At 69.1% G+C, this 14,444-nt stretch carries 11 protein-coding genes; 2 read left to right on the top strand and 9 right to left on the bottom strand.

Annotated elements, in window-relative coordinates; translation table 11 throughout:
* Positions 1–36 precede the first annotated feature (36 nt).
* The 3 genes from BS38_RS0104845 to BS38_RS0104835 are packed head-to-tail and all read right to left on the bottom strand — an operon-like array spanning position 37 to position 2,119.
* The gene (locus tag BS38_RS0104845) at positions 37–690 is read right to left on the bottom strand and encodes an amino acid ABC transporter permease (protein ID WP_043437689.1); all 654 of its coding nucleotides are present in this window, start codon (positions 688–690) and stop codon (positions 37–39) included.
* Positions 690–1,325, bottom strand: coding sequence for an amino acid ABC transporter permease (locus tag BS38_RS0104840; RefSeq protein ID WP_043437767.1), 636 nt, complete (start codon positions 1,323–1,325; stop codon positions 690–692). The genes BS38_RS0104845 and BS38_RS0104840 overlap by 1 nt, the downstream gene beginning before the upstream one ends.
* 5 nt (positions 1,326–1,330) lie before the next feature.
* The gene (locus BS38_RS0104835) at positions 1,331–2,119 is read right to left on the bottom strand and encodes an amino acid ABC transporter ATP-binding protein (protein WP_051628732.1); all 789 of its coding nucleotides are present in this window, start codon (positions 2,117–2,119) and stop codon (positions 1,331–1,333) included.
* A 225-nt stretch (positions 2,120–2,344) separates the two neighbouring features.
* On the opposite strand from BS38_RS0104835, the gene BS38_RS0104830 reads away from it, so the two are divergent.
* Together BS38_RS0104830 and BS38_RS0104825 are read left to right on the top strand one after the other, a co-directional pair.
* Positions 2,345–3,256, top strand: a complete 912-nt coding sequence (locus BS38_RS0104830; protein WP_028269762.1) for a LysR family transcriptional regulator — start codon at positions 2,345–2,347, stop codon at positions 3,254–3,256.
* A 419-nt stretch (positions 3,257–3,675) separates the two neighbouring features.
* Positions 3,676–4,200, top strand: coding sequence for a flavodoxin domain-containing protein (locus BS38_RS0104825; protein WP_028269761.1), 525 nt, complete (start codon positions 3,676–3,678; stop codon positions 4,198–4,200).
* 21 nt (positions 4,201–4,221) lie between these two features.
* Here BS38_RS0104825 and BS38_RS0104820 read toward each other — a convergent pair whose 3' ends face one another.
* Genes BS38_RS0104820 through BS38_RS26405 form a run of 6 tightly spaced genes read right to left on the bottom strand, consistent with a single transcriptional unit; the run spans position 4,222 to position 14,254 of the window.
* Entirely contained in the window at positions 4,222–5,217 is a 996-nt protein-coding gene (locus BS38_RS0104820; protein WP_028269760.1) for a phosphotransferase enzyme family protein, read from the bottom strand.
* Positions 5,214–6,248: a phosphotransferase gene (locus BS38_RS0104815; RefSeq protein ID WP_028269759.1), complete on the bottom strand. Its 1,035-nt coding sequence runs from the start codon at positions 6,246–6,248 to the stop codon at positions 5,214–5,216. The genes BS38_RS0104820 and BS38_RS0104815 overlap by 4 nt, the downstream gene beginning before the upstream one ends.
* Complete coding sequence (locus tag BS38_RS0104810) at positions 6,245–7,483, bottom strand: phosphotransferase (RefSeq protein WP_028269758.1); 1,239 nt, start codon at positions 7,481–7,483, stop codon at positions 6,245–6,247. The genes BS38_RS0104815 and BS38_RS0104810 overlap by 4 nt, the downstream gene beginning before the upstream one ends.
* Positions 7,480–9,486, bottom strand: coding sequence for an ABC transporter ATP-binding protein (locus BS38_RS24420; RefSeq protein WP_051628731.1), 2,007 nt, complete (start codon positions 9,484–9,486; stop codon positions 7,480–7,482). Before BS38_RS24420 ends, BS38_RS0104810 begins: the two co-directional genes overlap by 4 nt.
* Positions 9,487–9,488: 2 nt before the next feature.
* Positions 9,489–10,514 (bottom strand): phosphotransferase, encoded by a 1,026-nt coding sequence (locus tag BS38_RS0104800; protein WP_028269757.1) that lies wholly within the window; start codon positions 10,512–10,514, stop codon positions 9,489–9,491.
* Complete coding sequence (locus BS38_RS26405; protein WP_081818814.1) at positions 10,511–14,254, bottom strand: glycogen/starch synthase; 3,744 nt, start codon at positions 14,252–14,254, stop codon at positions 10,511–10,513. Before BS38_RS26405 ends, BS38_RS0104800 begins: the two co-directional genes overlap by 4 nt.
* Positions 14,255–14,444: the final 190 nt, after the last annotated feature.

Here is a 14,444-nt window from a genome sequence, read left to right as displayed (position 1 = left end):
GGGTCCTTTGCTTGGTGTTGGGGTGTGGGTTTGCTTTTAGAGGTGCCGGCTGAGGCGCTGCTCAGCGAGGCGGACGAAAGCCAGGGCAAGGAGGGTGATCGATCCGTAGAGCACCGACGTCAGTGCGAACACGCTGAGGTATTCGAACGTGATGGAACCGAGCGCGTAGGCCTTGGACATCAGTTCCGGGACAGCGATCACGAAGGCGAGGGAGCTCGTCTGGAAGATGGTGACGGCGAGGCTCGCCAGCGGCGGGGTGGAGATGCGGACGGCCTGGGGAAGGATGATGTACCGGAACCCGGACCAGCCGCGCAGGCCGGAGGTGAGGGCCGCTTCGCGCTGGCCGGCGGGGACCGCGGCGAGGCCGGAGCGGAAGAGTTCGCTGGCGTAGGCTCCGGTGGTCCAGGACAGGGAGATGACGCCGGTGGCGAAGGCGGACAGTGTCACTCCGCCTTCCGGAAGCCCGAAGTACAGCAGGTAGAGGAGCACAAGGGCCGGGGCGCCGCGGCCAACCTCCACCACAATGAGGGCCGCTGCACGGAGCATCTTGACCGGGCCTTCAAGCATGAGGGCCAGCACCAGGCCGAGCGGCATTCCGAAGAGCAGGCAGAGCCCGGTCAGGGTGAGGCTGACACCAAGGCCCGGGGTCAGGGCGGGAAGCCAGCTGATCCATTGGTCGACGAAGGTCATCAGGCCACCTCAAGCTTCCGGCGGAGCACCCGGTCCACCCGGCGGGCCACCACTGCCAGCGGGACGCTCATGGCGATGTAAAGGAGTCCGGCGATGCTGAAGGCCAGCAGCCCCTGGTGTGTTGCCCGGGAGGCTAGGCCGGCCTGGTAGGTGATCTCGTGGACGCCGATGGTGGAGGCGAGGGCCGAGTCCTTCAGGAGCGAAATGGCGTAGGCAGCGACGGCCGGGAGGGTTACTTTGAAGGCCTGCGGGGTGATGACGTACCGCGCTTTCGGCAGGAACTTCAGGCCCAGGGCGGTCGCTGCCTCCCACTGTCCCCGGGGAATGCTGAGCAGGCCCGAGCGGTACGTCTCTGCCATGTACGCGGAGGCGATCACGGAAAACCCGACGATGGACGCCGACACAGAGTCGAGCCGCAGGGCGTACTGCGGCAGGCCGAAGTAGATCAGGAACAGCCAGGTGATGGGCGGGATGGCCCGGACAATGTCGATGTAGCCCGTTGCCAGCGCCCGGAGGGGAGACCAGGCCGAGCGGCGGGCAGCGACGAGCGGGAGCCCCAGCAGCGCACCGATCAGCAGGGAGGCGCCGGTGATGACCACCGTCATGCCGGCTCCGGAGGCTATCTGGGCGAACATGTCCGTCACCGGTCCAGCACCGCCCGCAGGAACTTCTTGGTGCGCTCGTGGGTCGGCGCGGTCATGACCTGTTCGCTGGGACCGAGTTCAAGGACTCGCCCGTCCGCCATCACCATGACGCGGTCGGACACGTCGCGGGCGAAGTGCATTTCGTGGGTCACCACGATCATGGTCATTCCCTCGTCCGCGAGGTCCCGCATGACGGCGAGCACCTCGAGGCCGAGCTCGGGATCGAGGGCCGACGTCGGCTCGTCGAAGAGCATCACCTTCGGAGACAGGGCCAGCGCCCGGGCGATCGCGATGCGCTGCTGCTGGCCGCCGGAGAGCCGTGCGGGGTGCTGTTCGCTTTTGGCGGCCAGCCCCACCCGGTTGAGCAGGGAATCTGCGACGGCGTTCGCTTCGTCCCGGCTCCGGCCAAGCACCTTCATCTGGGGAAGGGTGATGTTTTCCCGCACCGTCAGGTGGGGGAAAAGGTTGAAGTTCTGGAAAACCATGCCCGTCACCCGCCGCAGGCGGTCAAGGCAGGCGCGATCGGGACGCCGTGCGCCGGCGTCAACCGTACTGTCACCGATGGTGATGGTCCCGGCTGTGGGCACCTCCAGGTAGTTCAGGCACCTCAGGAAGGTGCTCTTGCCTGCCCCCGAGGGGCCGATGATCGAGACCACCTCCCCTTCCGTCATCTCGAGATTCACATCATGGAGAACTGCGTGCTTGCCGTAGGACTTGTGCAGGCCGAGGACTTTCACCCCGCCCAAAGTCGGCGGTGACACAGTGCGCTCTGTTGCGAGCTCCATGGCATTGCCCCTTTCGAATTGATCCATAGGTAGAAGCTTTGGAATAGTTAGATGTAAGCAGGACCACCTTTGGATCACAAGACTTTTCATGAAGAATGCATGAAGTTTTTCAAGACGGAAATACACCACTTGTTTGTGTAATGTGCCTGAAACATAGGTGTTAGCTATACAACATGCGCACTGGCCTATAAGCTGAGCCCTTGAGACGGAGAAAGGGCAGGACCCATGACGATCCTTCAGGTCAACTACTTCCTGGCCGCAGCGGCGGCAGGGTCGCTCACGCAGGCAGCGGAGGAACTGGGAATTTCACAGCCCACCCTCTCGGAACAGATCCGCAAGCTTGAGCAGAGTGTCGGCGTCGCACTGTTTACCAGGGCCAAGCAGGGGCTGACGCTGACCGAGGCGGGCCAGCGGTTCCTGCCGCATGCCCGAAAGGTTGCCCGCGACTACACGGCAGCCATGGACTCCGTCGCCGGCATCCGGGACCGGCAGGAAGGAACTGTGGCGTTCGGGATGTTTAACAGCGGGCAGTACGTGCTCTCCGGCCTCATCCCTGCATTCCGCTCCCTCTACCCGAACATCCATGTCCGCGTCATCGGATCCAACTCCGCCCAGGTGGCCGACCTTGTCCGCGCGGGCCGCCTCGAAGCCGGCGTCGTGGCCTTGCCGATTGATGCCCGCGGGCTCACCATGGGCGACGTCCTCTGGTCCTGCGAAGCTGCCTACTTCCACACCAAGCCAGCATTGACCGAACCGGTGACCATCGAAGGGCTCCTGCAGCGCCCGCTGGTCCTTCCGGATTCAGGATGGGCCGAGAACGACCCCACCAGGCGCCAGCTGAGCGAGCGCGCCCAGACGATCGGCATGCCCTTCATTCCGGACATCGAAGTTGAGACCGGGGCGGCAGCACTGGCCATCGCAGCCAGCGGCACGGCGGCTGCCGTGGCCTCTGTCCCGGTGGCCGAGGCCCTCGGGTACACCAACCGCCTCAATTACGTGAGCCTGGACCCGCCGCTGATCGAAACGTTCGCCATCATCAGCCGCGATCCCGCAAGCCTGTCACCGGCCACCCAGTCCATGATCAAACTCGCCGAGGAGCACATGCGGATGCTCCACCGGCAGTACCAGCCGACCTGACCCGCCTGCTCTGTAACACGGGCGAAACGGCACGGATCGGCAGCGGAAACGTGCGGATCGTAGGCTAGCTCCAACGTCCTGTTATGGGAAACATTTTTGGCTCGGATCTGGGACGACCATTGAGCGGAAATGGGGGATGATCCGTGAAATCACGTTCCGGAAATGTCCAACAGTCGGCCGAATCACGCTCCCAGGATGCCGATCCTCCTGATGACTACACGTTCGTCGGCCCCTATGACACCCAGTGCGACCGGATTCACTGCTTCTGCCACCAGCCGGAATAGCCGGACCCCGTTCCGGGCCGTTCGACCCTACGGCTGCATCGCCCGGCGTTGACAGACTGGGATGAGGCCGAACCTGTGGATCGTCCACGGCGAAGCTCTCCCCACTCGCGGGCCGACAGCGCAAGGAAGCCAACCATGGCCAGGATCTACATTCCCTACGGGACCACCGAGGGCCAGACAGCCAAGATCGCCCAGTACATCTCGGACGTGGTTCAGGCACACGGCCACCACGCGGAAACGGCGGACATCAAACAGTCCGGGGACGCCATTCCGGACGGGTACGACGCCGTTATCGTCGGGGCCTCGGTCCATTTGGGCAAGCACGAAGACTACGTCCGGGACTTCGTGCGGGCGAACAGCGACGTGCTGAAGCGCCTCCCGTCCGCGCTCTTCTCGGTCAGCCTCGCCGCCCACGGTGACACCGAGAACGCCGAGAGCTACGTGGAGAACTTCGAGGCCGAGACGGGGTGGCGGCCGGCCCAGGTGGGTCTGTTCGGCGGGGCACTACTCTACACGCAGTACGGGTTCATCAAACGCCACGTGATGAAGAAGATCGCCAGCGACAAGGGCACGCTGGACACCGACACGTCGCGCGATTACGTGTACACCGAATGGGACGGTGTGAAGCGGTTCGCGGAGGACTTCCTCAGCAGCTTGTAAGGTCCCTGCCTCACGCCGGCCTCATGCAAGGACCGCGCGGCAGGCCGCCGCCAGGGCGTCCTGGTGCTCGTCCAGCCAGGCGAGCCGGTGGTCTTCCAAACGGATTTTGGCGTGGTCGTTCTCGGACAGGGTTTCCCCGCCGAGGACACGGCTGCGCCGGCCCAGGCCCCGCTTCAGCCGCTTGGCCTCCAGCAGCAGCGGCAGCGCCTCCACCTCCGCCGCCGTGGGCCGCGCCTCCCTGCCGTAGGCCTCGAGCAGTTCGGTGACCCGGCCCAGGTCGAGCGCCACCTTGTGGTCGTCCTCCCCGAGACGGGTGTACACCTTGCCGACGTCGTGAACGGCCACCGCGAGATCGAGGACCCGCACGTCCGGGTGGGCGCTGTCGAAGTCCAGGACCCCCACCACCTCGTCGCCGGCGAAGACCAGGCTGCCGCGCCTGGCCCCGCCGTGCACCACCACCCGGGGAAGGTCCGGCAGCAGGCCTGTCAGTTGGTTGAGAACGTGCACAGTCCGGGCACGCAGCGCCGGCTCCACGTCCTGTTCACCGGCCCGGCTCCGCAGCTCGCTGAGCACAGCCGGCTCGGCAGCCACCGCAGGAAGGTCGGCGACGACGGCGTGGTACCGGGCGAGCGTCCTGCCCAGCGCCCGCACGTGCTCGGCTGAGCCGTCGTCGAAGGGCGTCCCCTCGACGCCGCGGGTAGCGATCCACCACCGGCCGAAGAGCTCGATGTAGTCGGCGCCCGTGCGGGCGGGCACCACCTCCGGGGCCGGGAACCCCCTGTCCCGGAGCAGCCGCATCAGGCGCAACTGCCCCGTGAGCTCGTCCCGCGTCTTGGCACGGTAGGAGCGGCGCAGGTAGTGGACGCCGTCCGCAGCGGCGACGCGGAGGTGCTCGTTCTTGCCTCCCGGAAGGGGGCTGACCGAGATCCACCCGCCCAGGGGCCACAATCCCTCGAGCTCGGCCACAGGCAGCGCCTGTCCGGCACGGTCCAGCACGCTGCCTTCCGCCGGCGTCATGCTCCCGCCCGTCCCTCTGCCACCCGTTCGAACTCATTGACGTAGAGGCGGTACTGGGTGTCGTCGCGGTCGCGCCAGTCCGCATCCCCGGTCTTGATCTCGCGGTTGAGGCTGTGGAAGATGTAGCGAGCCCAGTGGAAGCGCAGGTTGACCAGCCGGTCGCCGTGCGTCGCCTCCCGGTAGGCGGCGAGGAACGCAGCGCATGGCTCGTCGGCCCGGCTGATGTCACCGGTGGCCGAGTACACGCCCTGGCGCATCCTGTGCAGGAACTCCGCCACGTCGCGCGCGGGGTCGGCCGGTGCGCTGCGGTCCAGGTCGATGACGGTGACGACGTCGTCGGTCAGGAAAACGTGGATCGGCCGGAACTGTCCGTGGCTCTGGGACTGGATGCCGTCCACGGTGTCCCGGGCCAGGCCGTCCAGGCGTTCGAGCATGCCCAGGGCCGCGTCGACATAACCGGGGCTGGCCACGGCCACTTTGGCCAGGCGCTTGGCCAGGCTCGTCAGCTCCCCTGTCACGAGGAGGGAATGCGCAGTCCCGATCCGCAGGTCCAGGCCGTGCAGGCGGGCCAACCACGACGCCGCACGGGCGGCGGCCGCTGCCAGCTCGGCGCTGTCCGCGCCGAACAGCGTGGACATCGGCTCACCCGGCGCTCCCCTGCACAGCAGGATCTTCTCGTCTCCGTACCAGGCCAGCGGCTCGACGGCCTGGTACGCCGAGCCGTGCCCCAGCCCGGCATTACGCAGGGCCTGCAGCTTCGCGTGCACGGCGGGACCGTCCTCGAAGGGGAAGAGCTTGGCGAACACGGGACCGCCGTCGTCGAGTTCTATCTGCACCGTGGCGGCCCCGGTGCCGTCCAGTTGGATCACGTTCGTTGCCCATGACCCGCCACCGGCCGCGGAGCCGAGGTGCGGGCGGACATACCGGTCCAGGAATTCCGGGCTTCGTACCTGTTCGGCACGCAGGACCTGCTGCTCCTTCACCTGATGGCTTTGGGCATGGATCTGCGTGCGGCTGAGCGTGGGGTTCATGCGTCCTCCGTAATGGTGAAAGGGTTGTCCATGAGCAGACGGATGCAGGAGGCCTCGCGGTCCATGATCCGCGCGAATTTGGCGGCGTCCTGGGTTTGCCGGGGAATCAGCGCCTGCTTGGTCAGCAGGTTCTCGCACTTCTTGACCACCACCATCAGCCGCTGGGCCTGGAAAATGTCGGGCATGGCCGCCAGGTCCGACTCCGCGAGCGGGGCATGGCTGCGGTAGTGGTGGAGGAAGGTCCGGCAGCGGTCCGGGTCCAGGCCGAACCCGGCGCGGCGGATCGGGCCGTTGAAGCAGAACGACCTCAAGGCATACGCCAGGTCCAGGCCCAGCAGCTCCTGTGCGGACCGGTCGAAGTCCAGCACTGCGCTGAGCCGGCCCTCGTCCATGAGAACGGCCGACTGGCCGTACGAACCGTGGATCACCATGGAGGTCAGGTCCCTCTGGCGCCCCCCGAGCCCCACGTTCAGCTGCTCCATCCGGTCAGCCAGGTACCGGGCGTCCTCGCGCAGTGCGGCACCGGCATCGGCGTCCAGCAGCGACGCCATGACCTCGACAGCGGCGTACAGCTTCTCCTGCCCCACCTGTCCGAGAGTGGCCAGGCCGGAGGAGCGTTCCCTGTATCCCGGCATCGACAACTCCGACACGATCGCGTGATAGCGCCCGAGTCCCCGCGCCACCTCCACCAGCTGGGCGGCGTCGCCGGGATCGTAGGCGCGGCCGGGCATCAGCCGCGTGACCATGTGCAGGATGCCCTCCACCTGTACCGAGATGGAGCCGTCGCGTGTCCGCTCCACGGGCGGGGCCGGGTAGCCGTGTCCGCGGAGGTGGTCGATGAGGGCGCATTCGAACTCCGCCCCCGCCACGGTCTTCAGGTTGTGCGAGCGGCGGAGCACCACATCGCCGGCGTCCGTGCGGACGAACCAGCTCAGGTTCGAACTGCCGTGGTCGGTACGGCGCCACGCGCGCCAGCGGCCGAGGCCGTAGGCGTCCTCCAGGGCCGGGAACAGCGCCGACTCGTCGACCGCAGTCACGGGCAGCCGGCCGCCCTGGCGGGGCACCGAACTGCGCAGCACCAGCAGCCGGTCCGCCTGGACGGCGGCCGGGTCCCCGCCGTCGGAAATACCTCCGTCGGATATGCCGCCGTCCATGGCGGGCAGGACGCCGTCGGTGGATCCGGTGGTGAGGAACGCGAGGTCGCTCGCTGCCGCCCGGACACTGGGCTCGGTCATGGGTGGGCTCCCTTCAAATCGGTGGCGGGATAGTTGGCGTCGACGTCGAATGACGACGCCGCGTGGCGCCCGTAGTCGGCGGCGTCGCCGTGCAGCGCGGGCCCGGTGCCGGTGCTCCCCTGGCGTGTGATCCCCTGGAGGAGGCACATCTCCGCGTAGAGGCCGCCCGCGGCGATGAGCCGGCTGTGGGTACCGCGTTCCACCACGCGTCCGTCCTCGATGACCACAATCTCGTCCGCCGCCATGGCCGCCGCCATCCGGTGCGTGATGATCACGGTGGTCCGGCCGGAGCTGACGTGCCGGAGTGCGCGGAGCACGGCGTGTTCGGAATGGGCGTCCAGGCCTGTGGTCGGCTCGTCAAGCACCAGGACCGGGCAGCCCTGCAGGACGGCGCGAGCCAGTGCCAGCCGCTGCCGCTGCCCGCCGGACAGGGTCGCCCCGCGCTCGGCCAGCACGGTGTTGTAGCCGTGGGGCAGTGCCCGCACGAAGTCGTGCGCCTGGGCCGTGCGGGCGGCGTGCTCCACCTCCTCCGCGGAGGCGTCCGGACGCGCGTACGCGATGTTCTCCCGCACGGAGGCACGGAACAGCAGGGCCTCCTGCGTGACCAGTCCGATCTGGGTGTGGAGGCTCTCGCCGGTCAGGTCGCGCAGGTCCTCGTCGTCCAGCAGGACCCTGCCGCTTGTGGGGTCCTGCAGCCGGCACAGCAACGCGGCAATCGTCGACTTCCCCGCCCCGGTGGGCCCCACGATCGCGAGGGTGCTGCCCACCGGTACGTTCAGGTCGACGTCGCGCAGGACGGGGCGGTCGGTGCTGTAGGAGAATCCGACGGCGTCAAGGCTCAGTCGCCGCCGTGGCGGGCCGGCTGTGCGGGCACCGGGCTTGTCCTGCACCTCCGGGCGGCGGCCGAGGGTGTCTGCAATGCGGGCGGCGCGGACGCCGGCCCGGGTCAGCTGGGCCGGCAGCTTGGAGAGCGCCCGTGTGGGGCCGAAGAAGTCACGCAGGTAGGCCGTGAAGATCACCAGGTCGCCCGGTGTGAGGGCGCCCGAGAGCACGCGCTGGGCCCCCAGCCAGACCAGGGCCGTGGTGGCAACGGCCACCACCGCGTCCACCGCGGCACCGAAGGCGGCGCTGGTGCGCGCGGAGCGGAGCACAGCCGCAACGGAGGCATCGGAACGGCTCCGGAAGCGGCGGGACTCGTGTTCCTCCCGGCCGGTTGCCTTCACCAGCTTGACCGCCACCAGCGATTCCTGCGCCATCGCCGCCAGGTCCCCTTCGATCTCCCGCGAGTTCTCCTCCACGGCCCGGATGCGGGCGCGGAAGCTGGAGACGGTGAGCAGGAGCATGGGCAGCACCAGCAGCAGCGCCAGGCTGAGTTGCCAGTCCAGGATGAGCAGCACGCCGGCCATGCCGGCCAGTGTGAGCACGTTGGTGGCGGCGTCCACGAACGTGACGGTGAGCAGCGCGCGCACCTTGTCAACGTCCCCGGTGAGGCGTGTGGTGAGCTCACCGGTGGGGGTCCGCTCGTGGTAGCTCAGGGGCAGCCGTTGCAGATGGTCGTACAGCCTGGTGCGGATAGCCGCGGAGACGCGTTCGCCGACGACGGTGAGTGTGTAGCTCCGTGCGGCGCTGATCAGTGAGTCCAGGAGGGTGATGACGACGAGCGCCCCGACGATGAGGACGAGGACGCGCTGCACGTCCTGTCCGCCCGGGGCGCCGGCCGGCAGCAGCACTTCGTCGAAGAGGTACTTCAGCGGCCACGGCTTGAGCAGGGCGACGCCGGCACTGGCTGCGGCCAGCAACCCTGCCAGTACGCAACCCGGCCATTGGGGCCGCAGGAAAGGACCGAAAGTCCGGAGGATGACGCCGGCGCGCATCACCGGCACGGACCCGCCGCGCTGGCGCCGCCGGCGCTCTGCCCTGTCGGGGCGCTCCGCGCGGTCGGGGCGCTCCGCCTTGTCGGGGCGCTCCGCGCGGTCGGGATGGGTGGCCCCGGTGCCGGACACCCTCACCGGTAGCCTCCCGCTGCGGCGGCTTCCACAGCCGCTTCCCAGGCGTCGAGCCAGTCCGGCAAGAACGAGGTGTCCGCCACCGGCCGGACCACCAGGCGGTAGAACAGCACCTCGGCAAAGGTGCGGGCCACGTAGGCGGGTGCGGAACGGACGGCCCCGGCGTCGCCACTGCTGTCCGAGTAGGCGTCCAGGAACGCCCCCACCCAGGGCAGGGCGGCTGCCAGGTCCCCGTGCCGGGCGGCACCCATGGTCAGGGTCTGCCCGATGAAGTGTCCGAGGTCCCGCGCGGCGGGGGCCCACGCCGCCCGGTCGAAGTCGATGACCACGAAGCGGTCCGGGTCCAGGTGGATGTTCTTGGGCTGGAAGTCCCCGTGGGTCACCACCCGTGTGCCGCCGGCGCCGGCCAGGCCCTCCAGGGTCCCGGCCGTGAGCTCGTCCAGGCGGGCGGCCTGCTGCGGCAGGAGCCCGGCGAGCGCCGTACCGTATTCCGCGAGCTTGAGCCGCTCGAAGTCCTCCGCCAGATCTGGCACCTGCACGCCCCGGATGCCGTGCAGGCGTGCGAGCCAGTGCCCGGCCCGCCCGGCCTGGGGCGCGGCGGGCCCCGGGTCGCCGTCCAGGAACGAGTGCAGGGTGGTGGCGGGTGCTTCCTCCTGGGCGAGGAGCTGACGGGCGGGGTCGAAGCCGTACGGTGCGGGAACCCCGAGCTCGGTGGCGTCGAGGCCCGCCTGGTGCAGGCTGCTCAGCAACCGCCAGGCCTCCTCCCCGCCGCCCGCACGGTAGCTCTTTCCGATCACGGCCAGCGGAGCCGAGGGGCCGGTCCCGGAGTCGACGGTGACTGTCCATCGGACCACCGGCCGGCTCCGGGACGCGTGAACCACCGACCGTGTGAGCACCTGGACCCGGCCCGGGGCCAGTGCATCCAGTGGTGGCGGCGACACAAGCAAAGACTCGGCTACGGCGAGCCGCTCGGCCCGGCGGGCATCGGAGGCCGTGGCCGCGACGGCGGCCGCACGGGTGATCATCGCGGGCCTCCCGCTGTTTTGTGGGCAGCCAGGTTGCGGGCCAGGTTGCGGGAAGCCAAGCCGTGGGTTGTCAGCCCGCGGGCGGCCGGGTCGTGGGCAACCGGATCGTGGGCAACCGGGTCGTGGGCAACCAGGCTGTGGGCGCCCGCGTTGTGCGCGGCCGAAGTGTGGGCAGCCAGGCCGTGGAGCCGTTCCCGCCCCGCCTCAATCGCCCGCTGCGCCGTGTCGTCGTCGACCTCTCCCACGCCGATGAGCAGGTGGAAGGACCGCGCCTCGGCGCGCACGCGGACGAGCACGCCGTGTCCGGGTTCCGGCCCGGAGGGGTCCCGCCAGGCGGTGTCCTCGTCGCTGGCGAGGGCGACCCACACCTCCGCGCCGCGGTTGCGGGCGCCCCGCCAGCTGCGTCCTCCGCAACGCTGCAGCTCTGCCGTGCCGTGGCGGAGCAGCCGGTAGTAGTCCGGCGACAGGCAGGTCTCAACGGTGATCCCGGGCGCTGCCGCGGGGAGCTCGTAGGCCACCAGCAGTGCGGGGCTCACGTCATCGAGGAGAAGCCGTTTGCGGAGCCCGTGCAGCGGGCTGTCCTGCTGCACGTTGGTCAGCTCCACCTGGACCGCTCCGTCGCCTGCGTGGATGGTCACCTCATGGCGGTCGTGGACACCCCCGACGTCGGCGAGCGCACCGGGGTGGTTGGCCGGGACGTCCATGTAGCTGTTCATCTCCTGTTGCTTGTTCCAGTCGTCGGTCGGGTTCCCGATCACCAGCATGCCGCCGTCCGGGCCCCGGCATGCCAGGTAGACCAGGCGGCCGCCGCACTCCGGGGACAGCACCGCGAACAGGTGCTCGCTCCTGAGGACCAGTTCCTCCGCGCCGTCCTCGTCGAGGTCCACCAGTTCCGCTCCGAGCGCGCGGGCAGGGTTGCCGAACCACCGGGCCGCGGCAGCCAGCACGCCGGCGGCGCGCCCGTGGCTTGCCAGCGCCTTGGCCCAGGCGGCCGGCTCCCGCTCCGGCTGGTCCGTGTCGTGCCACGCAGTCTCGTATCCCGAGGCCAGCAGGTGTTTCCAGGCCAGTGCGGTCAGCCGGGGTTCCGCGCCCGCGCTCTCAGCGCCCGCCACGGCGCGGCGGGCCCGGGCGAGGTGCTGCTGGTAGGGCGCCCAGGCCGTGTCCTGGTCCCAGCCGCTGTAGTCCTCTCCCGCGTGCCAGTCCTGGGCCAGTTCCACGAAGGTGCCGCGCTCCACGACGCGGACGCCGGGGGTCCGCCGGCGCTGGCGGAGCCATGACGGCAGGTCAACGGGGATGAGGTTGGGCTGGGTGGCCAGCCAGCGCAGGAATTCCTCGTAGCGTCCCAGGGCGCTGGGGTGCCACGGGCCCACGCCCGCACTCTTCTCCATGTCGTCCGCGTACACAAGGATCGTGTCGTCGCCGGGAGCCGTGGGGAGTTCGGCCGTGCGGGACAGGCTGCGCCAGTGGCTCCGGTCGTCCGGCGGAAGCCAATACCGCAGCCGGGTGGACATCGGCACCACCTGCAGGCCGCTGCCGCCGTCGATGCAGTAAGGGCGCAGCGCGTCGGCCGGAGGAGGGCTGTCCTGATCGGCGCCGTCGAAGTCGGCCCTGTCACTGCTCCCGTGGGAGCCGTCGGTGGGATACAGGAGCCTGTCGTCGAGGAGGACGTACCGGTAGCCGCCGTTGGGCAGCGTGGGATCGGTCAGGAGTCCGGCCAGGCGGCTGGTGTCCCATACCCGTTCGGGGATCCAGCAGATTTCGAGGTCCTCCGGGGCACACTTCAGGTGCTGCCGGTAGAGCCAGAACAGCTCCTTGAGCTGGCGCCGGTTGTACTCCGGGTCGAAGGCGGTGAGGATGTTTTCGGAGTAGGTTCCACCCACCAGCGAGAGAAGGCCGACGTCGCGCAGCCGGCGGACCTCGGCGAGGAACCAGGGGTGGTGCCAGGCGGCCGCTTCCACCATAGTCCCGGACAGGTGGAGCGTGACCGGCGTGCGGTATTTTTCGTGCAGCCGCAGCAGCGCCGCGTACCCGTTCACCAGCGAGGTCAGGCCTTCCCGGTCCTGGTAGCCGTCGGTGACCAGGAACTGGTTGGCGTGGTGGACGATCGCCAGGGGCAGCGGTGCCGGCCGCGGCCGCTGCCGGGGCAGCGGGATCCTGGTCGATGCGGCGCCCGGGACGGCGTTTGGGACGCCTTCGTTTGGGACGCCTTCGTTCCCGACGACAGTGGCGCTGCCCGGGACGACGACGGCGGCGCCGCGCCGCGAGCGCACGGCCTCGTCGTACAGGGCGACGTATTCATTTGCGGGCGCCTGCCAGGAAAAATCCGCCCCCATCGCCCGCGTCTGCAGCCGCCGCCACTCAGGCTTGCGGCGGTAGACGGCTATGGCGTTGTCGACGGCGGACAGCATCGACGCGACGCGGCGCTGGACGAAGGCGAAACCCAGCCCCGTGGCAGGGTCCTCGGTGTAGTCCTTCACGGTGTCCGCGAGCCCGCCGGTCCGGCGGACCACCGGAATGGTGCCGTAGCGCAGGGCGATCAGCGGGGTCAGCCCGCAGGGCTCAAAGACGGACGGCGCCAGGAAGAGGTCCGAGCCCGCGTAGACCTGCCGGGCCAGGGATTCCTGCGAGGTCGGGTGGAACGCCACGTGGCCCGAGAGCCGGCGCGCCGCGGCATGGAGCTCCCGTTGATACCGGGGCGCCCCCTCGCCCATCACTACCACTTGGGCTCCGCGGTCCACGAACTGGTCCAGGGCCGAGGACAGCAGGCCCACGCCCTTCTGCGACACCAGCCGGGCCACCATGCCGAAGAGCGGCCGGTCCGGCGCGTCCTCCAGGTTGCTGATCCGCTGCAGGACTTCCTTGTTCGCGCGCTTGCCGAGGACGAACGAGCCGTTGTAGCGGGTGTCGATCCAGGGGTCCCGTTCGGGGCTGAACTCCTCGTAGTCGACGCCGTTGAGGATGCCCCGTGCGGTGTCTCCGCGGGTGCGCAGCAGCTGGTCCATGCCTGCGCCCTGCGCCGGGGTGAGGATCTCCTGCATGTAGCGGGGACTGACGGTGTTGACCTGGTCTGCGAAGGTGACGCCCCGCTCCAGCAGGCTTCCTGCCGGCGGCAGCCCGATCAGCTGGTCGGTGGCGGCCCCCACCGGCCCCTGGTAGGCGATGTTGTGGATCGTGAAGATAATGCCGGTGCGGTCCAGGGCGGGCCGGTGGGGTCCCTGCCGGGCTTCCTGGGCAACCAGCCCGCAGTGCCAGTCGTTGCAGTGGATGATGTCGGGACGCCAGGCGTCCTGCGCCGCGAGAGTTGCGATTGCCTTGGAGAACAGGACGAACGGCATGACGTCGTCGTCCTGGTAGCTGTAGGGGACCTCCCGGTCGAACCATCCGGGCAGGCCGATGGTGAAGACCTCCACTCCACGGAGCGGCGGCAGCCGCCGCACCACCACACGCTCGGCCACCGGACCGAGCGGGACGTCGAACGTCAGTACAGGCGTTCCGCCGATCCCCCGGTACGCCGGAATCACCAGGCGGACGTCGAAGCCCAGTTCAGCCAGCCTCTTCGGCAGCGCAATGCTGACGTCGGCCAGCCCGCCCACCTTCACGAACGGGTACGCTTCCGCGCTGGCAAAAAGGATCCGCTGCGGCCGTTGTGCCGGGATGCCGGCGGACACCGTCGGGGCAGGGTTCAATGGCGCCCGGCGGACCTGCCAGGGACGGTCCGCGGACGGGCTTTGTCCTTCCATGCCCACCCCCTGTGTTCCCACTTAGGCTTTTCCGGCGCCAGCCGCTTCGTTTCTTCAGCTTGGCCGAGAACCATGAGGCGCACATGAAGAGATCATGAAGGAATCTTCATGAAAGCGCTGTCTGTTGAGAGTGGGCGGGATTGCGGGCTGACGGGCCTTTGGGCTCCACGCACAACGGCCGACGGCGGGA

The organism is Arthrobacter sp. UNC362MFTsu5.1 (genome assembly GCF_000685965.1).
Classification (GTDB): Bacteria; Actinomycetota; Actinomycetes; order Actinomycetales; family Micrococcaceae; genus Arthrobacter.
The sequence above is the reverse complement of the archived record's forward strand: the minus strand, read 5'-3'. Positions and strand labels throughout refer to the sequence as shown.